The organism is Agrobacterium sp. MCAB5 (genome assembly GCF_052114365.1).
GTDB lineage: Bacteria > Pseudomonadota > Alphaproteobacteria > Rhizobiales > Rhizobiaceae > Agrobacterium > Agrobacterium tumefaciens.
The window spans coordinates 38,742-61,379 of record NZ_JBFREP010000016.1 but is presented as its reverse complement, the minus strand read 5'-3'; the positions used below and the strand labels follow the sequence as shown (position 1 = coordinate 61,379).

General features: G+C 59.0%; 21 protein-coding genes and 2 pseudogenes. 7 read left to right on the top strand and 16 right to left on the bottom strand.

Translation table 11 applies throughout. From position 1 onward, the window contains the following. The first annotated feature begins 271 nt into the window (after positions 1-271). Together AB4Z23_RS25390 and AB4Z23_RS25385 are read left to right on the top strand one after the other, a co-directional pair. Positions 272-583, top strand: a complete 312-nt coding sequence (locus AB4Z23_RS25390) for a WGR domain-containing protein (protein WP_031234211.1) — start codon at positions 272-274, stop codon at positions 581-583. Positions 584-616: 33 nt separating this feature from the next. Beyond that, on the top strand, positions 617-895 hold the full coding sequence (locus AB4Z23_RS25385; RefSeq protein ID WP_003517400.1) for an HU family DNA-binding protein: 279 nt from the start codon (positions 617-619) through the stop codon (positions 893-895). A gap of 149 nt (positions 896-1,044) precedes the next feature. Here AB4Z23_RS25385 and AB4Z23_RS25380 read toward each other — a convergent pair whose 3' ends face one another. The 3 genes from AB4Z23_RS25380 to AB4Z23_RS25370 all read right to left on the bottom strand — a co-directional run bounded on the left by AB4Z23_RS25380 (position 1,045) and on the right by AB4Z23_RS25370 (position 4,164). Continuing rightward, positions 1,045-1,167 carry a hypothetical protein gene (locus AB4Z23_RS25380; protein ID WP_309510305.1) on the bottom strand — a complete coding sequence of 41 codons (123 nt, stop codon included), beginning with the start codon at positions 1,165-1,167 and terminating at the stop codon, positions 1,045-1,047. A gap of 266 nt (positions 1,168-1,433) precedes the next feature. Beyond that, positions 1,434-1,679, bottom strand: coding sequence for a hypothetical protein (locus tag AB4Z23_RS25375; protein ID WP_173998614.1), 246 nt, complete (start codon positions 1,677-1,679; stop codon positions 1,434-1,436). Between the two features lie 346 nt (positions 1,680-2,025). Continuing rightward, positions 2,026-4,164, bottom strand: a complete 2,139-nt coding sequence (locus AB4Z23_RS25370; protein WP_173998616.1) for a prolyl oligopeptidase family serine peptidase — start codon at positions 4,162-4,164, stop codon at positions 2,026-2,028. Positions 4,165-4,343: 179 nt separating this feature from the next. Here AB4Z23_RS25370 and AB4Z23_RS25365 point away from each other — a divergent pair, with 179 nt between their 5' ends. Next, the gene (locus AB4Z23_RS25365) at positions 4,344-4,970 is read left to right on the top strand and encodes a helix-turn-helix domain-containing protein (RefSeq protein ID WP_441360947.1); all 627 of its coding nucleotides are present in this window, start codon (positions 4,344-4,346) and stop codon (positions 4,968-4,970) included. A gap of 55 nt (positions 4,971-5,025) precedes the next feature. On the opposite strand, the gene AB4Z23_RS25360 is transcribed toward AB4Z23_RS25365, so the two are convergent. The 8 genes and pseudogenes from AB4Z23_RS25360 to AB4Z23_RS25325 form a co-directional block, all read right to left on the bottom strand. Next, positions 5,026-5,190: a hypothetical protein gene (locus AB4Z23_RS25360; protein WP_173998618.1), complete on the bottom strand. Its 165-nt coding sequence runs from the start codon at positions 5,188-5,190 to the stop codon at positions 5,026-5,028. A gap of 319 nt (positions 5,191-5,509) precedes the next feature. Next, on the bottom strand, positions 5,510-5,821 hold the full coding sequence (locus AB4Z23_RS25355; protein ID WP_333711711.1) for a DUF736 domain-containing protein: 312 nt from the start codon (positions 5,819-5,821) through the stop codon (positions 5,510-5,512). A gap of 590 nt (positions 5,822-6,411) precedes the next feature. After that, on the bottom strand, positions 6,412-7,344 hold the full coding sequence (locus AB4Z23_RS25350; RefSeq protein WP_065704108.1) for an ArdC family protein: 933 nt from the start codon (positions 7,342-7,344) through the stop codon (positions 6,412-6,414). A gap of 431 nt (positions 7,345-7,775) precedes the next feature. After that, positions 7,776-8,375, bottom strand: coding sequence for a hypothetical protein (locus AB4Z23_RS25345; RefSeq protein ID WP_003517406.1), 600 nt, complete (start codon positions 8,373-8,375; stop codon positions 7,776-7,778). 505 nt (positions 8,376-8,880) lie between these two features. Next, positions 8,881-9,228 (bottom strand): annotated as a pseudogene (locus tag AB4Z23_RS25340) (DUF1419 domain-containing protein); the annotation flags it as partial. Between the two features lie 140 nt (positions 9,229-9,368). Beyond that, positions 9,369-12,626, bottom strand: a complete 3,258-nt coding sequence (locus tag AB4Z23_RS25335) for an error-prone DNA polymerase (protein ID WP_441360946.1) — start codon at positions 12,624-12,626, stop codon at positions 9,369-9,371. After that, positions 12,623-14,134 (bottom strand): Y-family DNA polymerase, encoded by a 1,512-nt coding sequence (locus tag AB4Z23_RS25330; RefSeq protein WP_441360945.1) that lies wholly within the window; start codon positions 14,132-14,134, stop codon positions 12,623-12,625. Before AB4Z23_RS25330 ends, AB4Z23_RS25335 begins: the two co-directional genes overlap by 4 nt. Next, the gene (locus tag AB4Z23_RS25325) at positions 14,055-14,807 is read right to left on the bottom strand and encodes an ImuA family protein (RefSeq protein ID WP_060642157.1); all 753 of its coding nucleotides are present in this window, start codon (positions 14,805-14,807) and stop codon (positions 14,055-14,057) included. Before AB4Z23_RS25325 ends, AB4Z23_RS25330 begins: the two co-directional genes overlap by 80 nt. A gap of 282 nt (positions 14,808-15,089) precedes the next feature. On the opposite strand from AB4Z23_RS25325, the gene ligD reads away from it, so the two are divergent. Both ligD and AB4Z23_RS25315 read left to right on the top strand, forming a co-directional pair. Further along, a complete protein-coding gene (gene ligD, locus AB4Z23_RS25320; RefSeq protein WP_333704897.1) occupies positions 15,090-16,142 on the top strand; it encodes a non-homologous end-joining DNA ligase in 1,053 nt (350 codons plus the stop codon). Positions 16,143-16,200: 58 nt separating this feature from the next. Continuing rightward, the gene (locus AB4Z23_RS25315) at positions 16,201-16,959 is read left to right on the top strand and encodes an SOS response-associated peptidase family protein (RefSeq protein ID WP_441360951.1); all 759 of its coding nucleotides are present in this window, start codon (positions 16,201-16,203) and stop codon (positions 16,957-16,959) included. A 133-nt stretch (positions 16,960-17,092) separates the two neighbouring features. On the opposite strand, the gene AB4Z23_RS25310 is transcribed toward AB4Z23_RS25315, so the two are convergent. The 4 genes from AB4Z23_RS25310 to AB4Z23_RS25295 form a co-directional block, all read right to left on the bottom strand. Then, positions 17,093-17,680 carry a DUF1349 domain-containing protein gene (locus tag AB4Z23_RS25310; protein WP_003517419.1) on the bottom strand — a complete coding sequence of 196 codons (588 nt, stop codon included), beginning with the start codon at positions 17,678-17,680 and terminating at the stop codon, positions 17,093-17,095. Positions 17,681-17,789: 109 nt separating this feature from the next. Continuing rightward, positions 17,790-18,029 carry a transposase gene (locus AB4Z23_RS25305; RefSeq protein ID WP_441360944.1) on the bottom strand — a complete coding sequence of 80 codons (240 nt, stop codon included), beginning with the start codon at positions 18,027-18,029 and terminating at the stop codon, positions 17,790-17,792. 426 nt (positions 18,030-18,455) lie between these two features. After that, positions 18,456-20,405, bottom strand: a complete 1,950-nt coding sequence (locus AB4Z23_RS25300) for a methyl-accepting chemotaxis protein (RefSeq protein ID WP_421407638.1) — start codon at positions 20,403-20,405, stop codon at positions 18,456-18,458. A gap of 437 nt (positions 20,406-20,842) precedes the next feature. Continuing rightward, positions 20,843-21,109, bottom strand: a complete 267-nt coding sequence (locus AB4Z23_RS25295; RefSeq protein WP_060642264.1) for a hypothetical protein — start codon at positions 21,107-21,109, stop codon at positions 20,843-20,845. A 148-nt stretch (positions 21,110-21,257) separates the two neighbouring features. Here AB4Z23_RS25295 and AB4Z23_RS25290 point away from each other — a divergent pair, with 148 nt between their 5' ends. Together AB4Z23_RS25290 and AB4Z23_RS25285 are read left to right on the top strand one after the other, a co-directional pair. Continuing rightward, the gene (locus tag AB4Z23_RS25290) at positions 21,258-21,869 is read left to right on the top strand and encodes a TetR/AcrR family transcriptional regulator (RefSeq protein ID WP_060642263.1); all 612 of its coding nucleotides are present in this window, start codon (positions 21,258-21,260) and stop codon (positions 21,867-21,869) included. 68 nt (positions 21,870-21,937) lie between these two features. Beyond that, a pseudogene (locus AB4Z23_RS25285) lies at positions 21,938-22,096 on the top strand (IS6 family transposase); the annotation flags it as partial. Between the two features lie 208 nt (positions 22,097-22,304). Here the strand turns inward: AB4Z23_RS25285 and AB4Z23_RS25280 are convergent. Then, positions 22,305-22,553 carry a hypothetical protein gene (locus AB4Z23_RS25280; RefSeq protein WP_111790966.1) on the bottom strand — a complete coding sequence of 83 codons (249 nt, stop codon included), beginning with the start codon at positions 22,551-22,553 and terminating at the stop codon, positions 22,305-22,307. Positions 22,554-22,638: the final 85 nt, after the last annotated feature.

Sequence of the window (22,638 nt, the reverse complement as noted above, 5' to 3'; positions counted from 1 at the left end):
CATTTGCTCCTCCTCTTTCGAAAACGTGCGATGCCTGAACATGGACCGACTGACGATTGAAAGCGAGGACAGCTCGCCATCTGATTTACCGGCTGTGCTCACGTTGACGATCGCGCCCGGACGTACCGTTCAGACCGGGAAGCTTGAGCGTCAGGATGATCGGACACTGCCGAAACCGCAACAGGCATCCATCACAGAAATGAATCGGACGCGACCTCTCGATTCATAAGTCTCGTTGGACCAGATCGCGAGCATCGCCGATCATGCGGGGATGGGAACACACCACTACCAGCTTTATTGCCAGAGGATCGATGCCACCAGGAACATGGCCCGATATTACGCGCTTGCGATCCGGCCAACCCTTTTCGGGGAAATAGCCGTCGTGCGAAGCTGGGGACGGATCGGCAAGGCGGGCGGGGAGATGACCGAGGTGTTCGGCAATGAGAATGATGCGATATCGCGCTTCCTCGAACTGGTACTGCAGAAGCGCAAAAGGGGCTATCAACCGGCAAGAAGCTGTGGAAACCCCTGCAGGAGCGCCACTCTAAGGACAACGCCGCATGACAACGTAACGATCGCCTGAAAGGGTTTTCCCGTCTTTAACGAGGAAACCGTCATGACCACAACCAATGAAATCGCCGAAAAGATCGCATCCGAACAGAACCTGACCAAAGCCCAGGCGAAATCGATCGTCGAAACCGTCTTCGCGTCGATCACGACGGCAGCCACGTCCGGAGCGGAAACATCTATCCCGGGATTCGGCAAGTTCAAGATCAAGGATACCCCGGAGCGTGAGGCTCGCAATCCGGCAACCGGCGCCACCATCAAGGTTGCCGCTGCGAAGAAGCTTACGTTCCAGCCTGCCAAAGCACTGAAAGATGTGCTGAACAAGTGAGCCGAAGCGCGGTAAGCGGGGTCATCAGGGGGAGCCGCCAAAGGCAGACGGCGCAGCGTCATCGGCGCTGCTTGCCATCACGCTTAAAGCTGATCTCGATCTCGATGGCAATCGGACGGTGGTGGCAGCATTGCGGGTGTATGCCGCCCTCAGAAGGGCGGCACGGCGTCAACGGAACCGTCCTGCTCGGCCATGAGAACGGCCAGTTCGGCCAGAGCCAGTTCCAGCTCCGCGGCAATCTGGCGACGCTCGTCTGGGTGGCAATGGTTCATCTCGAGGCGTTATCCTGACAGTCAAGGATCAAGGCCGCTTCTGGCCCACTTGCCGCCCCGGCAGGCGATCAACATCCTGGGACCGCCGTTCCAGCACCAGGCGTGCGCTGAAACCGGCGGCGTGCGAGGCCCGCTTTCCCCTCTGCATTGAGATTGGGGCGAGAAGGGCCTCCAGGTCTAACGGAACCGGAAGCCCTCTTCTCAGATTGCATGCAATTCGCCGCACTGGCTCTCTAAGAGATCTGCCAGCTCCCGTAATCGGTCGATCACGAGTCCGACGGTTTTAAAAGGTTCGCAGCGAAGCTTCTTGCCCGTTCGGCAAAGTCGAACTCCAGCTCCGATTGTGGATCGAGGCGCATTATGTACGCCTCGACATCCGTGGTGATACGTTTCCTCAGGCCCGGATCGGCTACGCTCGCGTTGTCTACCAAAGCCCGGATCACCGTTGTGAGCGCAAGCCGATGCGCGCCCTCCGCCGTGCCGTGCTTGTCCGGCCGTTCGTCTATCGGCATGTCATGAATTCCTCTTCCTTTCTGCCGCAACTCAGAGGTCAGTACTCCCCGCGTTTCCTTCTGATCTCTCGGAGCATCCTGAGATTTTCACGGGCCTGCTGAGCACTTATCAGGGCTCTTTCCTGGTTCATCAGTTGTTCGCGATCGCGATGGTACTGTTGGCCGTTCATGCATCCGGCATAGTGTCTCGAACTGTAGCATGCGCGCCTGTCTTCATAATGTTGGTCTTGAGCGGATGTGCACCCAGCTAGCGCCAGGGCGATGAGGCCACCCCCACAGACCGTTGTCATGGCTTTAATCATAGGCTTCTGCGATCTCGTCATTTTTACATTCTCCTTTTGATCGGTCATTTTCCCGATGTAATTTTCAGCCCCGTCCAGTGGGCCGCGAATGAAAATATATCGGCGCTCTGTGCGACGACCTTGTCGATCGGCAGGCCGCTGCCATGGCCAGCACGGGTTTCAATGCGCACCAGTCGCGGTTTCGGGCCGAGGTCAGCGGCCTGCAGTGCCGCGATATATTTGAAGGTGTGCGCGGGAACGACGCGGTCGTCCGCGTCCGCCGTCGTGGCCAGGATCGCGGGATACTCCTTGCCATCTCTGATCGTGTGATAAGGCGAGTAGGTCAGGAGGTTGCGGAAAGACTTCTCTTCGGCAGGGTTGCCGTATTCGCCTCTCCAGAGCGCACCGCCTGTGAACTTGTCGTAGCGCAGCATGTCCATGACCCCGACACCTGGAAGCGCGACGTCGAACAGGTCGGGGCGTTGGTTCGTGACCGCACCCACAAGCATGCCACCGGCGGATTCGCCCTGGATGGCCAGACCTTTCGGCGATGTGATGCCCGCCCGCTTCAAGAATTCGGCGGCGGCGATGAAGTCATCAAGCGCGTTCTGCTTTCTTTCGAGCTGACCAGCGCGGTGCCAGGCGCGACCGTATTCGCCGCCCCCGCGAATGTTGGCGATCGCCAACACGCCGCCCTGTTCCACCCATGCGAGTTGCATCGGATTGAAGACGGGGATCTGGCTGATGCCGAAACCGCCATAGCCGTAGAGCAGGGTCGGAGCCGGCGCAGTGACATCCTTGCGGCGGATGATAAACAACGGCACTTCGGTGTGGTCCTTGGAGCGATAGAAGCGTTGCTCGACAAGAATTTTATTCAGGTCGATCGGCACTTTCGGCTCCGCCCACGGGGTTACCGCTTTGGAAGCCGTGTCGTAATGATAAATTGCTATCGGTGCGTCGTAGCTGGTAAAGACGAAGAAGGCTTCCTTGGCATCACCTTCCAGAAATCGGGCGCTTCCGACCCCCGGTAGGCTCACGGTACCTTCAGGCTTCCCATCGAGGGTGAAGCGTCGCAGTTCCGCCTTGACGTCGATCTGATAGTTCACCAGCAGTTTGTCACCCGCAAGAACCGCGCCGTCCAGAACCGCGCCATCGGCAGCCTCGGCTATGATCTCTTTTGGCTCAGGATTTTTATCGGCGAGATCGAGCGAGACGATGCGCGCACGCTCCGCCCCCTGTGTCGTAGCGAGAAACAGAGTGGTCCCATCGTTACCTATGACATACCACGCTGAATCCATGTCACCGACGATCGTCCGGGGCTTCCAGTCCTGAGACGCGAGATCGATGACGGTCAGGGAGCTTTCGTTCGTACCGGGCGTCGAAGAAATGGTGAGGTAGCGTCCGCCCGAAACCCTGTCGGCGCCGTGCAACAGGTCAGGGCGTTCAGGGGTGGCGTAGATGAGACGATCCTCTGTTTGCTCTGTCCCCAGCCTGTGGAAATAGACGGCGTGGTTGGCAACAACCGCAGCGGTCGTTCCATCCACCGGCTTCGGAACACGTGAATAAAAGAAGCCCGAGCCATTAGGTGCCCATGCGATGCGTGTGAATCGCGCCCATTCAACGACGTCGTCGAGTATCTTGCCACTGTCGACGTCGAGCACCCTGATGGTCCGCCAGTCGGTACCGCCCGTCTGCTTGCCGAATGCCAGGAGGCGTCCGTCGTCGGACGCGTTCCATATACTGAGTGCGTCGGCGCCGTCCTCCGACCAGCTATTGGGATCGATGAGCACGCGACTGTCACCAAACACGCCTTCACGAACATAGAGCGACGGCTGGTTTTCATTGCCCTTGATGACATTGAAGAAATAGCGGTCTCCGCGCTTTCGCGGAACGGTATAGCGATCATAATCAAGCAGCTCCTTCATCCGTTTGCGGAAGTGGTCACGTCCAGGGAGGGTGTCGAGATAGGGTCGCGTAACGGCGTTCTGCGCCTCAATCCATGACCGAACCGCGCCGTCTTCAGGGTTGCTGTTCTCCAACCAGCGATACGGGTCCACAATCGTCTGACCAAAATACTGCTCGGTCACGTCGATGCGTTTTGTCTCCGGATAGATGTCTTTAGGCAATTTGCCTTCCAGTTGTTCGGCGGAACTGCCGTCTACACACGTGAGCAGGAGGGCGACGAAAGCGGCTGGTGTTCGCATTGGGGACTCCGGTTAAAAGTGGCGATTATCCTCAGGTGGAAAAAACGGATAATGGCACTAAGTGTCATTATTRTGACTTGTTAAATGAAAGGAGTTAGCCGATTTGCGATACTCTCCCCTATGGATGCGGCACTGAATGTCGTTTACATTCCCCGCGAACGAGTCCCTTAGGAGTATTGATGAGCAGGACGATCCCGGAAGATGCGCATATCGAAGTGGCGAGATGTGCCGCGCGCTTGTTCCTGCAAAAAGGCGTAGCGGACACGACTGGCGATGAGATCGCCGATGCGGCAGGCATCTCAAAGCGGACGCTTTGGCGCTACTTCCGCACTAAGGAAAGCTGCGTTGAGCCACTCTTTGCGCTCGCGTCGCAACGCCTCGCGGYCAGGTTTCGTAACTGGCCGAGCGACGTCTCAGTGGAACGGTTCTTTGAGATCACCTACGATATGAGCAAGATCGACGGTCAGGAACTGATAGATACCGGTCTTCTCATCCATCTCATCGCTCGCCTGGACGAGGAACCAGCGCTTCTCGGCCCTTGGCACATGTCGACGCGGAACACCGAAGACACGATGGCTGAGGTGATTGCCAGCCGGCTCGATCTCTCGCCGCAGGATTTCGACGTGATGCTGTGTGCCGCAACGGTCGCAGCGGCGATGCGGGTCGTTGACGAGACCGTCAGCCGTGGCGCGGTGAGATACGGACAGACACCGACCGTCGCAGAGACGAACGACCGACTAGCCCAAGCGATACGACGTGCAAGCACCCTGCCGTTCTGCGATCCCGTTACGCCCAGGCCGAGATGAACGGGCAGCCTGTAATCGAGAGGGTGCTTAGACGAGTAAAACGGCGATGACCGCCCTATTCGGGCGGCTCGGCCTTCAGCTGCGCGTTATACGCGGCCTCTTCCTCCGCAAGCTGCGCTTCCGCCGCTGCAAGCTCGTTGAGGATCCACTGATGCTCGTCCTGGTAGACGGCGTTACGCAACTCGGCGCGCAGTTCTTCGATATGTTGTTCCAGTAGCATCGTCATCTCCTTGACGTTTGAGAAAGATGACGCCGCGGGGCGTGAGGAAATGACGGGGTCAGGGATCGCGTCGGCGACCGCCAGAGGCGGCGAGTGGGGTGCCGGTTTTGTTGAAGCGCAGGGAACCGGAGCGGAGGCAAAATCGGGGGGCCACGCGAAGTCCTTGAGGCCGGCATTTGCTCGCGGCACGATTGGTCACTCTGAGCAGACCCCGCCTCTCCGTATCGCGACCGGAAGAAGAAGCGGGCTAGATGCCCGGTTCCTTCTTGGTTTGAACAAGGGAAAAGCCCCGCCGTTTCCGGCAGGGCTTCGTCTTTGATCAGGCGTCGCGCTTCGGGCGGTTCCAGACCAACGTATAGTCGCCTTCCCTCTCGGTCGGCCAAAGTGCCGCATTGATCGGGGCCGGAAAGCTCGGATCGTCGAGCTTGACCGAGATGTAGGGCTCTCCGTCGCCGGAAACCTGGTTCCAGGCGGCGCCGACTTCGGCCGCTCCGGACATGATCCGGAAGTCGGGAGCGTCGCGGGATGTGCGTTCGATCGGGTTCAGGCGGGCCTTCATGGAGACCGTCAGAGTGCGTACGTGGCCGAGGATGGTGTTGCCGTTGGTGGTGAATTCGCCGATGATTGCCATTGTCGTGATCCTTTCGGTTTGATCGGGCCGCGACCACCGCGTCCTCGATGACTGTCGAGTTGATCGGGGACGATCGGACCGCATCCTTAAGGGACCGGAATGCAATGGAGGGCGGCGGGAGACGGCTTTCTTGGACCGCGAGGAATGCGAACGCAGGTCGCAGGGGAAGAAAGGGGGCGATGCCGTTGCGGGAGAACGATCGAGGCGCAGCCGCTCTTCGATCAGACATGTCAAATCGAGGCCGCGTTGGCCGCGCCCACTTCCTATGCCCGAATGGATGGCAGCAATGGCCACATCGATCGTTTGGGCATTGCCGGGCCAATGCGACAAGTCCGGTGAGCGTCGCCGAACTTTCCTTCTCCTTGGCGGCTCCGGTTTTCAATCGGGCACATGTCGCCCATGCTTGCTCGTATCCGCAAACATGACCTGTTGCTGATGCGCAACGCATGAGGGCCGGTCGCAGCAAAACTGGCTCGCGCCCGCACGGAACAAGATCGCCTTCGCTTTCCTCCCGAACGGTCAATCCGCGCTGCCCGGATTCAGATTTTGGGAGCAGTACCAAAGGACGCTCTAAAAAGAGAGGGGCGCTATTACACTGCCTCCCTCGTCGCGCAGGCATCCGCCCTTGGCTGAAGACCGTGGAGATAATTGACCGCCCGCTGCGCATGCGCGGCCGCCTGGAAAATTGCCCGTTTGTCGTTGGCCAGCACCGAGAGCCATGACTGCAGATAGGACGCGTGATCCGGCCGCGGCTCAAGTTCCGGCGCGATACCGAGGTCAGCGCAGAGGAAGCAACTGCCAAGTTCGGCAATGAGTTCTTCCCGCGCTCGCTCCGTCCGGTCCTTGGCATAGCGCGACAGGTCGCGTCCCACGCGATGTTCTGCCGCCGTCCAGTGGGTCGCCTCATGGCTGAGGACTGCCGCATACCCGGCGGCATCGCGGAAGGCTTCGAACGGTGGCATCTGGATATAGTCCATGGCCGGAGAATAGTATGCCTGGTTGCCGCCGTGCCGAATGACTGCGCCGGTATTGCGGAAGAACTCGTCGGCGTGACCGATGCGCTCGATCGGGCTCAGGAGCGGTTCGGGTACGCTATGATAGTGGTCAGGCAGGCCGTCGATCTGCGCCACGTTGAACACCGTGTACGATTTAAGGAACGGAATATCGCGCTCCACCTCGCCGCCATTGCTGTCGGTCTCCGACTTGGTGAAGCGGCTTGCATAGATGACCGTCGTTCCGGTCTCGCCCTTGCGAACAGCTCCATCCAGCTGCAAGGCCTGTTTGAACGTCATCCATGTCGGCGAGACATAGCCCCTCGCTGTGCTCTCCGACCACAACAGCAGCACGTTGAGACCGCTATAGGCTTCGCCGTTGTGGCGCAGCGGCCGGGTGATCCGTCCGGTCGTGTTTGCGGCCGACCAGGGCTTCATCCACGGACGGACGCCTTTTTCCAGATCCGCAACGATCCTGTCGGTGATCCGCGCATAGAGATCGGCGCGCGCGCCCTGCCCTTTTCTTTTCATATCCTTGAACCTCCGTTTTTGGAGGTCGCGACCATCGCGACCCCGTCACGTCGGTCAAAAGCCGGGCAGATCAGGGATGAGCGCACGCGGAACGCGCCGTAACAACGTGAAGGAGGGCGAAGCCCTTGCGCGAGACCCTCGGCCCGGCAGACCGAAGGCGGGACGGGGTCGCAATGGACAGATTCCCGATCTTCATCCGCAGCCAATGCGAGGGCTTCGCCAGCAGGACCACTTTCTGCCGCACGGTAGCCGATGGAATCTTAGCAACGGCGCGGTTGAGGTTGGGACCTTCTGTCGACGCATTGAAGTCGCGTCCCGTCGTAGATTCGAGGTGGTGGCCGGCACAGGCCCTCGTTACTTCGAGCTGACGAGAACAGGACACCTTCGTCGACGTGAACAAAGGCGGGGCCGGAGCCCCGCCGTGATGGATGTTATTCGAAGGCTGACAGCTGGACTGCTGCCGCCTTGCGGTCGAGCGTCTGGCCGGGATTTTCGACCGGCCGGTCGAAGGGCTTCCATGTTTCGCCCACCACCTGCTCATAGGCTGCGACAGCGCCGACGGCCGCCATTCTGAGCGCATGTGCCTGGATGCCCATGTCGGCTGCGAATTCGCGCTTGCGCTGGGCGGCGCTCTCATAGCCGACCGGACCGTCGAGATCCTCGTCGCGGGCATCCGCAGCGCTCTTGGCGGTGGCGTTCCGCGCCTCGGTGACGGCGCGGGAGTAGAACTGGCCGGCGCCATGGGCCGATCCGACATAGGCCCCGACGATGCGCTGCAGATGGATCTGCATCGCCCGGTCGCCAAGGCCATCGGAAAGTGCGGTGGCGGTTTCGACGATCAGGCGCTCGTGCATGCCACGGATGCCATCGCTGTCGACAATGGCGGTCCCGAAGCTTTCGGCGATCCGAAGCGCCTGTGCTTCATCGGGGCATGAAAGGCGGACCATTTCTAGGGTGGCGCCTCTGCGCAGCGGCACGACGCGGGCGGATTGGCGGATTGATTGACGGGATTGGGTTGCTGACTTTGCCATGGTGGTTTCCTTTGCTTCGCCGAAGTGTCGGCCCCCTGGCCGTTCTGTCCTTCGGTGCGGTCGAAAGGAACAGGCGCAATCCGGGCGGATCAGGGCCCGGGCAGGCCAGATCGAGCGAAGCAGGCAGGCGGTCAAGCAGGGGTGACAAGCCCTTGCGAAGCCCGCGTGCCTGCTTTGTCGAGAGCGGCATGACCGGCCGCCCCGCGGCGCGACAGCGGCCTTGAACCGAACGGGCGCCGGTTCAGACGCCACGAAACCGAAGGACGGAACGGCCAGAGGCAAACCTCGGATGCCGAAGCTGAGAGGAAACTACGCTAGACCTGCGCCAGGCCGCGCCGATCCAACGTCCAAGCCGCAGCTTGCCCAGTCATCACAACCGCCGACGTCACTATCGGCTCGTGGTCCCGTTTGGCCTGAGCCACCCGGCAGATGTGCACGGGCACGCAATGATGCGATTGCATCCTCCTGTCGCGCGAGCGTTCACGAAAGTCCATCGACGGAGGAATTATGCCGCATAACCGAGACAATCGTCCGCAGTGCGCGACCAAATATGTTCCAGCTTCTCGTCGTGCGTCATCACAAGGGAGGGCCTGGATTCGCGTTCGATGACAGCGCTTTGCATGCGTTCGGGCGAGCTCTTGTCGGCCAGGTCGCAATAACCGCGGAAGTGCCAGAGGCACCCGTCGACCGGCAGAGAGAAGAGGATGCTGGTGACCAAACCGTTCGGGAATTCGCGCATGGCGAATATCCCGGCCTTGATCGAGAGCGGCGGCAGTATCTCAAACGTGTAGTCGTGGGATGCGTCGGCGATCTCGAACCATTCGCCGCTGTAGAGCGCGCTGTCGTCCCACTCCCATACATGCTCAGCCTCGTTCGGTAATTATCGCGCTGATGTGGCACCCATGGCTGCACGCCAACTCTACTGTTTTCCCAAAAATGCTGCGGGGGCCCTCGAGGGACGCCAAGCGACGCGGCTCCCGGGATAGCGAAAAATCACTGAAAATTCCGACTTTTTATCTTCAGCGTATCGATATGGAGATCGGGTGTGAACATGTCCCGCGGGACAACAGGCTTTTGTCGATCACGCGAATCCGGCCCGCCGCCGCCGTGGGCAAACTCGTCGCCCCGCCCCGCCGGCAGCCTGAACCCGGTATCCCGATCAGCCAGACCGACAAGGTCCCCTGACAGGTCGAAGAGTTGCTGCGCGACAAGATGCACGACCTCCCCTTCCCGCTGAATCCGCCCATTGATTGCCATCATCGAGGATCCGAGCACCACGCTCCTGCGCTTCTCGAACAGTGACGGCCAGACGACGATGTTGGCAGGGCCTGTTTCGTCCTCGATGGTGATGAACATGACCCCCTTGGCAGACCCGGGCTTCTGGCGCACCAGCACCAAACCTGCAGTATAAACCCATCGCCCATCCCGAGCATTCATCGCCTCCGCACAGGAGATGATGTTGCGTGCCGACAGGTCCCTGCGCAGGAACGCAACCGGATGCTGCCGCAGCGTCAAGCCCGTATGGCTGTAATCTTCGATGACGTTGTGCCCGTCCGTCATCTGCCGAAGGGCGACCTCCGGCTCCTGCTGCTCAGCAATTGCCGCCATCTCCCGCTCAGTCGCGGCGGCAAACAACGGCAATGGCTCATCACGCAGCGCCTTGATGGCCCAGAGCGCGTCGCGCCTCTCGAGTTTGAGCGATGGCAGAAAGGCATCGGCCTCTGCCAGCTGGACAAGGGCCTCCGTCGGCACGCTGGACCGGCGCCACATGTCATCGACGGATAAGAAAGGACTATTCATTCGTGCCGTCACGATCCGCGCTGCGTCAGCGACAGCCAGTCCCTTCACCTGCCGAAATCCGAGCCGGACAGCATGCCGATCAATGCTGCCGATTTTTTCCAGCGTGCAGTCCCAGCGCGAGCGGTTGACGCACACAGGTCGCACTTCGACGCCATGCTTGATCGCATCACCGACGATCTGGGCTGGAGCATAAAAACCCATCGGCTGACTGTTCAAAAGCGCCGCGCAAAAGACATCCGGATAATGGCATTTGATGTAGTTCGATGCATAGGCGATCAGCGCAAAAGATGCCGCGTGACTTTCCGGAAAACCGTAGCTGCCGAAACCTTCGAGCTGGGAAAAGGTCTTTTCGGCGAACTCCGCCGAATAACCGTTCTTGACCATGCCGGAGACGAGTTTTTCCTTGAAGCGGGAGACCCCGCCGGTGAACTTGAAGGTGGCCATCGACTTGCGCAGCTGGTCGGCCTCGCCACCGGTAAAACCGGCGCAGACCATGGCGACGCGCATGGCGCTCTCCTGAAACAGCGGCACGCCCAGCGTCTTGCCGAGCACGGCCTCAAGCTCGGGTGTGGGATATTCGACCGGCTCCTTGCCTTCGCGGCGGCGAAGATAGGGGTGCACCATGTCGCCCTGGATAGGACCGGGCCGGACGATCGCCACCTGCACGACGAGATCGTAGAAGGTGCGGGGTTTCAGGCGCGGCAACATCGCCATCTGGGCGCGGCTTTCGATCTGGAAGGTCCCGAGAGTATCGGCCTTTCGGATCATTGCGTAGGTGGCTGCGTCTTCATGCTGGATCGTAGACAGATCGAGATCCTCGCCCTTATCCTCACGGATGAGATGAAACGCCTTTGCCATGCAGGTGAGCATGCCGAGTGCGAGCACATCCACCTTCATGAACTTCAGCGCCTCGACATCGTCCTTGTCCCACTCGATGATCTGGCGGTCCTTCATCGTTGCCGGCTCGATCGGCACGAGATCGTCCAGCCGGTCATGGGTGAGGACAAATCCTCCTGGATGCTGGCCAAGGTGGCGTGGCGCACCCATCAGCTGCTGCGCCAGTTTCAGGGTGAGCGCTAAGCGCCGGTCGTCGGGGTTGAGATTGAGCTCGCGGATGTTTCGGTCGGGCACTTCCTCCGACCAGGACCACATGCCTGATGACAGCGCCTTGATCACGTCTTCCGGCAGGCCGAGCGCCTTGCCGACATCGCGGATCGCTCCCTTGGCACGATACCGCGTAACGGTGGCGCAGAGGGCTGCCTTGTCATGTCGGTAGGTCTTGTAGATCCATTGGATGACCTCCTCGCGCCGTTCATGCTCGAAGTCGACATCGATATCCGGTGGCTCGTCGCGTTCCTGGCTGACGAAACGCTCGAACAGGAGGTCATTGGTCGAGGGGTCGATCGATGTGATGCCGAGAATATAGCAGACAGCGCTGTTGGCCGCCGATCCCCTGCCCTGACAGAGAATGCCCTGGCTTCTGGCGAAGCGCACGATCGAAAACACGGTGAGGAAATACGGCGCGTATTTCATGGTGCGGATGAGATCGAGCTCGTGCCGAACGGTCTTTAAAACATCCGGTGGCAGGCCTTCCGGATAACGGTCAGGCGCGCATTCCCAGACATAATGCTCCAGCGAGGCCTGCGCATCCTTGCCCGGCACAATGGCTTCCTCCGGGTACTGGTAGGTCAGTTCCTCAAGCGAGAACTTGCAACGACGCACGATCTCCATGCTTCGTGCCAAGGCCTCCGGATAGCGCGGAAATAGGCGAGCCATTTCTTCCGGAGGCTTCAGATATCGGTCGGCATGACGCTCGCGCTCGAAGCCGACATCGTCGATCGTGGTATTGTGCCTGATGCAGGTAACGATGTCTTGCAACTGCCGCCGACCCGGCTCATGAAACAGCACGTCATTGGTGACGACGGTTTTGACCCTGAACCGTGCCGCCATGTTGGAAATCTCATGGAGCCGCATCTGGTCGTTGGGTCGCCGGCGCAGGCACAGCGATACATAGGCTCGATCACCAAAAACGTGCGCCAACTTGCGAAGCTGCGCGGCGCATGTGGCGTCCGGCAGATCCGGCACCAGAATGCCGATCATGCCTTCCGAGTAAGCCATGACATCGTCCCAGTGCAGAATGCAGTTGTTCTTGCCGCCGCGCGACTTGCCAAGCGTGATGAGCCGGGTCAGCCGCGAATATGCCGGACGATCCATCGGATAGACCAGCAACGACATACCGTCGGCGAGGTCGAGGCGACAGCCAACGACGAGGCGGAGACCCGTCGCTCGGGATGCTTCAAGGGCGCGGACGATGCCTGCGAGCGAATTGCGATCGACGACGCCGATCGCACTGATCCCAAGGAGTTTTGCAGTATCAAATAACTCCTGCGCCGACGAGGCACCACGCAGAAACGAAAAATGTGTCGTGACCTGGAGCTCGGCATAGCTCATGCGAATATCCCGTGGCAGAACCAGCGGTGTGACCCGGTTTCCGGGTCAATACCGTCGCCGGAGCGGAACACCCACAAGCGCTCGCCTGCTTCATCCTCGATGACGAAATAGTCGCGCACGGCGTCCATTTCGGCATCTCGCTGCCACCATTCCCCGAAAATGCGTTCCGGGCCGTCGGCACATTTGACCTTGCGGCGTTTGCCACGCCAGACGATGGAGACTGGGGGCCGGTCCGGCATCAGCGCGATCGCCTCGATCAACTCAGGTCTCGGCAAGAGACGAACGGGGCGGCGCCAATGGCTGACCCAGGCAACGGCGATCGGTTCGGCGACGGGGCTGATGCGCTGGACAGAGCGTTCCGGCACATCGGAGGCGACCGGTGCGACGCGATAGACCCTCTGCCCCCGGTTTCCATAGAGGTCGATCAGCGGCGTGACATCGGTGACGTCATCCTCGACCAGAGCAGAGGCTCTCTGAGCCTCCTCGAGAGGCTCGGCTATCACGGCGAGCAGGATCAGCTTTTCGATCCCGAAGCCCGGCTCGATCTTTTCCGTCCGGTCCCGAAACAGTTTTGTCAGCCAGGCGACATCTCGGGCGGGCCTGGCGGTTCCGGCGCGGATGGCCTGTCTCGTGCCATCGATCTTCTCGACGATCAGGTCGGCACGGCGAATGCCAAGCCCGCGCTTCTGGAGTTCGTCAACGAGTTGGACGACCAGACGGCCAACATATTTATTGATTGTTTCCGCAGCCCCGATCGGTTCGGCAAAGGCCTTGGAGACTTCAACCAGCTCTGCGGTCCGGATCGGTTCGATCGGTTCGGCGACACGACAGAGCATCTGGTCGAGACGGCGGCCGACCTCCGGACCGAAGCGCAATGTCAGCGGGGCCCGCGGGGTGTTGGCAAGCTCGCCGATTGTCTGGAAACCGAGAATGCGCAGATCAGAGACGATCTTTGACGGCAGGCGCAGAAGCGAAATCGGCAGTTTTTCGACGGCACGGGCCGTCTCGCCCGGAGGAACGACAATCGTTTCGCGATTGATTGTGCGGGCGCAAGCATGGGCAGCACCCCAGCTGTCGGCAACCGCCACGCGCGCCGTCAGTTTTCGGGCAAGAAACTGGTTGGCGATCTTCGTCACCATCGGCAGTTCACCACCCTGCAGATGATCGGCGCCTTCCGTATCCATGACGATACCATCAATCCCGTCGACGGCGACGATCGGCGAATAGATCGTCAGCGCCCAGAGCGTGATGCGCTCGAGCGCGGCTCGATCGGCTTGCGGATCTGCGTCAACCAGCATCAGGCCTCGAAACACCGACTGCGCCTTTGCCGCCGCCATGCCGGCATGCACGCCCGCCTTTCTGGCAGCCGCATCGGCGGCAGACACCCATCGCTTCGAACCGCTTCTCGCGATCACGGCGATTGGCTGTTCAGGCGGAATAGACGGATCGGCCCGACGAATGCGATCCGTCGGCAGATCCGGAAGATAGATCGAGACGACCCTTGTCATCGCACGCCCTCACGAGAAACTCAGCACACTCACCCGCTTTCACGCGCATCAATTCCAGAAACCATTGAGGCCTGCCCACCCCCGGTACCGGCAACTCCTCTGACGGCATCACGCTGACACGCCATCGCGTGGTCGAGGCCGTCGGCTGCCCAAAGTCATTGGCCTCCGTCTGTCGCCGCCATCGGCGGACCGCGAGCGCCATGGTCCCGGTTCGCTCGGCTGCAAGCTGCAGGCGGCGGGAACTGACCATAGGCAGGCGAACAAGTTCACCGACGACGGCACCAAGTCCGCCGAAGGAAAGGCCCTCCTCCATATTGGCCAGCACATCCTCTTCCTTGTCGGATTCAACAAAGATGACGCGGTCGGGATGCAGACCCACATGGGCAAGAGCTGGAAAAAAAAGATCCGGCCGCGTCAGACACCAGATGACGGGGCCTTTTGTTCTTGCGGCAATGCCGGCAACACAAAGGGCGGCCGCTGCACCATCGACAGTACCGGAGCCACCGCCTGCAAACTCGTGCAGCGCGCCATAGGCGAGGCCCCCGCCAGGCAAGGCCGCATCGATCTCGGAAACGCCAAAAGAAAGTGTTCCGGCCCGCTTCGCGGATACCCCTTCCATCGACGCGATGCGGTCTCGCAAGTCGCAAATCACCCTCTGGCGGGCAGCAGTCATCGTTCACGGCTCCCTTCAAGGTCGTGTTCAAAGGATCGACATTATGTCGTACGGGCTATATGTTCATTTTTTGTTCTCGTAATGCAAAAGAGTCAAGCACCACAAAGTTGAGGAATATTATCCCAGTATTAGCAAAGTCGAAGATTCGAAAAGGATTCAAGGAGGTAAGGGGAAACAGAAATTTTTGCAGCCCTTGCGTCCGTCGGGTTCAAAACGGTGGATAGCGGGGATAGATGAACGGCGTCACAATCTTCTTAAGGTTTTCGTGCTGAACTCGTTTGCATGACGAAGCCACCGAGATCAAAGCCGCTCCTTCGTGATACCGAAGCTCCGCTACGGTCAAAGCCGCGTCGGAAGCGCAATCCCGCACAGCCACAGCTGCTGTTTGATCCGATGCCCGATCGCGTCGAGCCGGCGCTCGCCCAATTGAAGGCGCACCCTCCACAAGGCGACCAATGGAGCTGGGAGCTGAAATGGGATGGTTATCGCCTGGCTATCCACATCGAGCCGACAGGGGTCCGCATCCTCACGCGTGGTGGCCATGACTGGACGCACCGGTTTCCGGCGATCGAGCAGGCTGCCCGGGCGCTTGGCCCGGCAACGATGATCATTGATGGCGAGGCGGTTGTGCTTGACGATGAAGGGCGGCCGGATTTCGGGCTGCTGCAGAAATCGTTGGGTGCGTCTGGAAAGACGGCTGGCAACCGAGCGTCAGACGCCCTCCTCTACGCGTTCGATCTTATCTATCTCGACGGCCACGACCTGCGCAACGTGGAGTACCGTTCGCGCCGGCATCTTCTCGAGGATACGCTGAAGGGGCACGGCGGCGCGATCCGCCTTTCGGAAACCATTGACGCCGATCCCGCGATCCTGCTGGAACACGTTGGCAGCCTTGGCCTCGAGGGCATCGTCGGCAAGCAATTGGATCAACCCTATCGCTCCGGCCGGACCGGCGACTGGGTCAAGATCAAGTGCGTTAAGAGCGAAGCCTTCATGGTTGTTGGCTACGAGCCATCGACGGCATCGTCCGGCGGCTTCGGCTCTCTGGTGCTTGCTGCCTATCGCGGTGACGAGCTCGTTCATGTCGGGAACGTCGGGACGGGCTTCAGGCAAGCCGAGATGAACAGGCTGCGCAAGATGCTCGACAAGCTGCGCTGGAAACGGAAGCAGCCGCCTGTTCGCTATGCCGAAAAGGCAGACATCGTTTGGGTCGAGCCGACTTTGATTGCCGAGATCGAGTTTCGGGCCTGGACGGCCGACGGCAAGCTACGCCATTCTTCCTATAAGGGCTTGCGGGAACGGCAAGACAATGCCGACGTTTACAAGCTCGACTAGCGACGCAGGCGGAACTCACCACACAACTGCATTCGGTCGCAACGGAGGAATTGCTGCCATGTGCAATCTATATCGGATGGAAGAAAAGGACTGGGTCTCCAAATGGGCTCAGGACGCCGAAAGCCTGATCAATCTGATGCCAGCCTATCAGATGAACCCCGACCAAATGGGGCCGATCGTGCGCAACACGGCGGACGGCAAGAAGCAGCTTGTGCATGCGCGATGGGGATTACCGTCCCCTCGCTTCGCCTTGGAGAAAGCGGCCAAAGCCAAGGCCGAGAAGCTCGCGGCCAAGGGCAAGCCATTTGATCTCGAGGAGCTGATCCGCATGGAGGCCGACCGCGGCACGACAAACGTGCGTAAGCTCAATTTCCCGCACTGGACGCGATGGTTCGACGTCGGACACAGATGCCTTGTCCCAGTCACCAGCTTCGCCGAACCGGATCCGGCGAGCAGAGAGGAAGGCGGCAATGTGCCCAATGCCTGGTTTGCCCGCGATGACGAGAAATCGCTGATGTTTTTTGCCGGCATCCATGTGCCGCAATGGAAGAGCGTCCGGAAGGTTCGGGACGGACTCACGATCGACGACCTCTATGGTTTTCTGACCACGGATCCCAACGATCTCGTGAAACCGATCCATGAGAAAGCCATGCCGGTTCTGTTGCTGACGAAGGAGGACACGGACATCTGGATGCGGGCGCCGTGGGACGAGGCAAAACATCTTGTCCGCCCGCTTCAGAACGATGCGTTGATTATTTCGTCGCGAGAACCGTACGGGTCCACCGTCGTGTCGAAATCGGGCGAACCGGTTGACTAAGACTGATTTGTGTCGTGTCTGATCAGGCGGCACTGGCGCCGAGAGGCCGTGGCTGCTCGTATCCCTTTACTGGCACCTGTTACAAGGACGATAGATCGAGACGACATTTGCGAAGAACTCCCTTAAATAGCTGCTAGCTAGACAGGTCGTGGAGATCGGTAGTGATCGCCGCACCGACTGAAAACTCCGAAAACCGGACATCCAGTCCGCCACGCTCAGGCGTACATGCAGTCAACCCAACGAAATAATGGGAAACTTTAGGAAACGGAGCAAGCCGCAGCAACGGCCAAATGCTCCCATTGGAGGATGCCTGAATACGCATCGTGCCTTCCTTCAATGTGATCCGGATATAGAAATCTTCAAGCTCCTTGAAGGGCTGGGACACTGACCAGTCGGATTTTCCATCGGTGATGACTGTGCTGAGAAACCGTTCGCCATCTGTAAACTCAACGCCTGACTTCACCCATCGATTTTCATCAATGCGCACCATAAGACCGGCCTGATCGTAGAGAGACCGGAATTCGCCTTGGACGCGGACACTCGCTGTGAAACCATCCACGACCGTTACGCCTAGGAAATGGCCACTGTCGCGCGTGAAGCCGTAATGCGTTTCACGCCAGAAGTCAGTGTTTGCATCGGTGGTTAAAGAGAGACCCGTCTCGGTGGCTTCCCACACTACAGGTTTATTCAGCCACTCAGCTTCTTTGAGATTAACGTCCACGGCACTCTCTCCGGAATTGCCCTTGCATCACTGCTGGTGGGGCTATTGCCCGACTCAACGGATACCCGTGATCATAAACCTGGTAAAGTGAGTGTTGGCCTGCTGCCGGTTACGTGGACACCAAGTTAAGGTGCTTCCAACGAAACTGGAGTGCATAAATGCAACGAAGGAAGTCCAGCCGCGAGTACAAGCTTGAGGCAGTGAAGTTCGTTAGGGAGCGTGAGGCCACACCGTCACCGAAGCGCTCGGCAAAAATCTTTCGATGGCAGTTGGTAGCACTATAGACAAAGCGCCTGACGGTCAGATGCAATTCGATCCGTCGAGCCGTACACGGCAGATCACCGATCACCGGAGGGGAACGGCTATGAACTCGACGGGAAACGGTCCCGCAGTGGGGACATATGGAGTCCGTTAACCCGGCGGACGCAGTGACAACGATCGCGTCGGTGGCATCATGCACCGATTCAACGTTCAAACCGGCCGGGATCAGATCGGAAGTCGAAACTGGGCTCGCATGGCGCTGATTCGCCTTCGGAAATCACACCAATTGAATCCGAAACATCATCGAGAATGAGTCAGTGCCAAAAARGATCCCCACGTCCATAGTCGCGACGCGCTGCGTGAAGGACAATGTATTGCGAAGATTGCCAGACATGTTCGTCACCGCCCTCTGGCATAAACTATGCCACGCAAACGATTTCCGATTGCGTGGCATAGTCCTTGATTCCCGGCGGGATATCCCCCGCCGATGTTCATGTCGTTGACCGATCGCCGATCAAAACTCCTGCCAGTCGTCCTTTGACGTATCGACAGCAGCGTTACCAGAGAATGCGGATGCAATCTTGCGGCCAAGCGCGCGTACGGGGGATGCCACGTATCTGTCGTTGCCGCCGGCATTGCGAACCGGAGCGGGCTGGCTCTTCTGCTGATAGGCGGTATCGGCGAGCTTGAACTGCGCGAGAAGCTGGTTGAGCGAAGCCACCTCCTTGGCCAGATTGTGGCTGGCGGCGTTGGTCTCTTCCACCATGGCAGCATTTTTCTGCGTGTCCTGGTCCATCTGGTTGACCGCGGTATTGATCTGCTGGAGGCCGGAGGATTGCTCCTGCGCGGATTCCACGATGGAGACGACGTGCCGGTTGATTTCCTGCACTTCCGATACGATCGTCGCCAGTGCCTTGCCGGTGTCGCCCACCAGCTGAACGCCCTGCTGCACCTGATCGTTCGAGGTGGTGATCAGCGCCTTGATTTCCTTGGCCGCATTGGCGGAGCGTTGCGCCAGCTCGCGCACTTCCTGCGCGACAACGGCAAAACCCTTGCCCGCCTCGCCCGCACGCGCGGCTTCCACGCCGGCATTCAGCGCAAGAAGGTTGGTCTGGAAGGCGATTTCGTCGATCACGCCGATGATGTTGCTGATCTCGTTGGCGGACTTGGAGATCTGCTCCATGGCGACCACGGCGCGGCGTACCACCTCGCCGGATTGTTCGGCACCTGCCTTGGCGCGGCTGACGATCAGGCCGGCCTCCTGCGCGCGCTTGGTGGAATCCTTCACCGTCGTGGTGATCTCTTCCAGAGCGGCAGCGGTTTCTTCCACTGCTGCGGCCTGCTGTTCGGTACGCTTGGCCAGATCGTCGGCGGCCGATTTGATCTCGTTTGCGCCCGCGCCGATGCCACCGGCATTCTGCGCAACCCGGGTCAATGCCGATTGCAACTTTTCGGCGGACATGTTGAAGTCGTTACGAACGCCGTCGAGTGTCGCCGTGAACGGCTGGCCGATGCGGTAGGACACATCGCCATCCGAAAGCTTCGAAAGACCGGTCGCCAGATTGTCGACGGCAAATTTGACGTCGGCAGCTTCCTTGGCCTTCTGCTGCTCGCGCGCGATGCGTTCCTTTTCCGAAAGGCTGCGATTGGCTTCTGTTTCCTGTTCAAGGCGGATGCGCTCTATCGCACTTTCGCGGAACACCTGAACGGCAACCGCCATCTGGCCGACTTCATCCTTGCGGTCCATGCCATCGATCTCGGCTGCCGTATCGCCGCCTGCCAGCGACACCATACGCTCCCGCAGCCGGGCGATCGGCGTTGTGATGCCACGCGAGGCCACGAAAAGTGCGAGAATGATGCCGGCTGCAAAGCTGATGCCAACCACAACAAGCGAGGTCAGGATCGTGGAATTCGTCTGATCTGTCAGATCGTCGCTGCCTTTTGCAACACCCTTGGCAAGCTTGTCCAGCAAAGAGCCTATTTCGTTTCCGGCCGCGCGAATTTGCCCATCAGCCTTCAGGAGTTCCGCCGCGGACTCCTGATTACGATTAGCGGAACCAAGCTCGACGGCCTTATCCGTGCTTGTGATGATGCTCTGAGATTGTTTGAGCAGTTTGTCGATTGTGGCCGTCTCTTCCGGGAATATGGCCTTGACGTTGTTCAATCGCGAGATCAGTTCGCCTTTGTCGGTATTATACTCGCCTTTGGCGATGGCGAAATCCGGTATGGAGGTGTCGTATGCCATTACCTGATAAGCACCGTAAGCCACCGCCTGAAGATTGCGGTTGGCGCGAGAAAGCTCGACAAGCGCGGCATTATCGCCGGCAATGAACTCTGAATAGAGCGTGTCCGCGTTTTTGTAACGGGCGGACATATATACTGTTGCACCCAGACCGATGATGCAGAGCGGTAGAATGAGCGACAGAATTTTGGTGCGGATACTGGCATTCTGGAGAAATGACACGGATAACCTCAGGGCATGAATACCGCTCCTTCCCCGTGCCGGAGGTGTTCGGCAAGACTGACATTGCACGTCGCGTAACCTCGATCATCAAGGCTTCGGTAGCCGCATCATCGGCTCTGATCGCAACTGCATCATGCATGCGCCGAAAAACGCCGGCCTGCCCCCTTCAAATACGGGCAGGTCACCATTCCGCGGGCGAAACGACAGCCCCGCCAACAGGCGGAAACGCCGGGCCGCATTTCGCAAAACACGGACTAGAACCGATTGTTCCACGACCGTGCTTCGCTGGTTTTCTTGCGATTAGTTATAGTTAAATACTTTACAATTTCTTCATGCCCAAACGGGCGCAGGAGATACCAATATCTAAAAGATCAGCGTGCGATTAGCCATCCCACCCCGGATAAGCCCGACTTGTGGGATGGTGATGCAGGCCACATTCACATATGGGCAGCGCAAGGCTTAAAGAAACCTGCGAACAAGGGCTGTACGGCGGTTACGAGTGTACGCTTCGATGAAGCTGCAGGCCCGCTCGTTTCAAACTGTCCAGCGAATGCTGCGCCATCGCGCGTCGTCAAGGACGTCGCCGCTGAATGCATCAACTCTTTGAAATCGTCCAGGCCCACGTCATCGGCGCGCATGACTGAACGGATCAGTGGATCTGCGAAAATCTCGGCGAGCGTCATCTCGTCTATCGTCTGTCTCATCTCAGTCTCCTTTCGATAATTCCTAAGCTGTGAAAGCGGGCGATTGCTTGACGGGCTCGCGCCAAGGTGTTACCGGTAAGTAACTTTTGTGATAGTTACCGATCGGTAACACGCATGTCAACACCGCTTGAGGGTAAAAATTAAACTCATGAAATCCGAGACATCTGATCGTGCTTCTGAGCAGAAAATCGCACCTCGTGACCGGATTGTGTCAACGGCCTGCCAGCTGTTTCGTGAACATGGGATACGCGGCATCGGTGTTGATGCCATTGCCGAAGCCGCCTCAACCAACAAGATGACCTTATACCGACATTTTGGTTCCAAGGACGATCTTGTGTGTGAAGCGCTCAAGCACAGTTCTCGAACGCTCGATAAAGCCTGGGAAGATCTCGAAAAAGAGAACCCGGGCGACCCGAGGGCTCAGCTCAAGGCATGGGTTAAAGCGCGCGCACAATGTCTTTCCAGCGAGCCCTATGGATGCGATTTGGCCAATGCTGCGGTAGAGTTGAAAGAGCAAGGGCACCCTGCACATGCGATAATAGAAACGTTGAAGATGGAACAGCATTCCCGGCTTGCCGATCTTTGTCGTTCGACAGGTGTAAGCGATCCTGAACTTTTGGCTGATACGCTATCCATGCTGTTAGAGGGAGCACGCGTCAGCAAACTTGCCGCCGGCAAAGAAGGTCCGTCGATGCGGTTTACGCGTGCGTGTGAAGCGGCGATGGTCTCGTTTGGTCTAGGTGCACAGGCTTCTGCCTGATCCTGGTGGTGCAAGAAGGAAGTGCTACTGAAGGCAGTGAACGTTAACCGGGCGTCGAATAAGGCTATATGACCAGACTTGCCCGTGATCCTCTTTATCGTCGCCACCGATTTCCACCTGACGTGATTGCCCATACCGTTTAGCTCTATGTCCGGTTTCCGCTCAGTCTGCGAATGGCCGAGGATGTGCTGGCAGCTCGTGGGGTCATCGTCTCTCGTCAGACCGTGAGACTTTGGGCTGAGAAATTCGACAGGCACTTTGCCAATGAAATCCGGAAGCGATCGATCGGCAAGCTCGGCGACAAATGGCTGTTGGTTATCGCACGAATATGATCCATTCTTCCATTTCGAAAAGACCCACCCTCACTTCGGAAAGATGTTTTCGGTCAATACCATAGAAGCAATGTGTTGGTACAATGCCAAATGAAAAACTGGCTTAAACCCAGCTGAAAACCGACAGGCCGGGGTCAATCGCGGAGACCTTCTTCAACGTGAAGGCGTCTATGGCGCTCAGACTTACGGGGACAGTAACATCCTCGGCCTTGAGGTCGCTGGGAGAAGTGACAGCCGTCGGAAACGAAGTAACCGGCCTTGCCGTCGGCGACCGTGTCATGGGGATTGTCGGCGGCGGGATGGCGGCTACCATTCCGACCAGAATGTCCTTCATCGAGGCGGCCGCAGTCATGGAAAGCTTCGTCACGGACTGGGAGGCTCTTGCACATCTCGGACGAACCGAAAAAAAGCGAGACCGTTCTCATTCATGCTGCTGC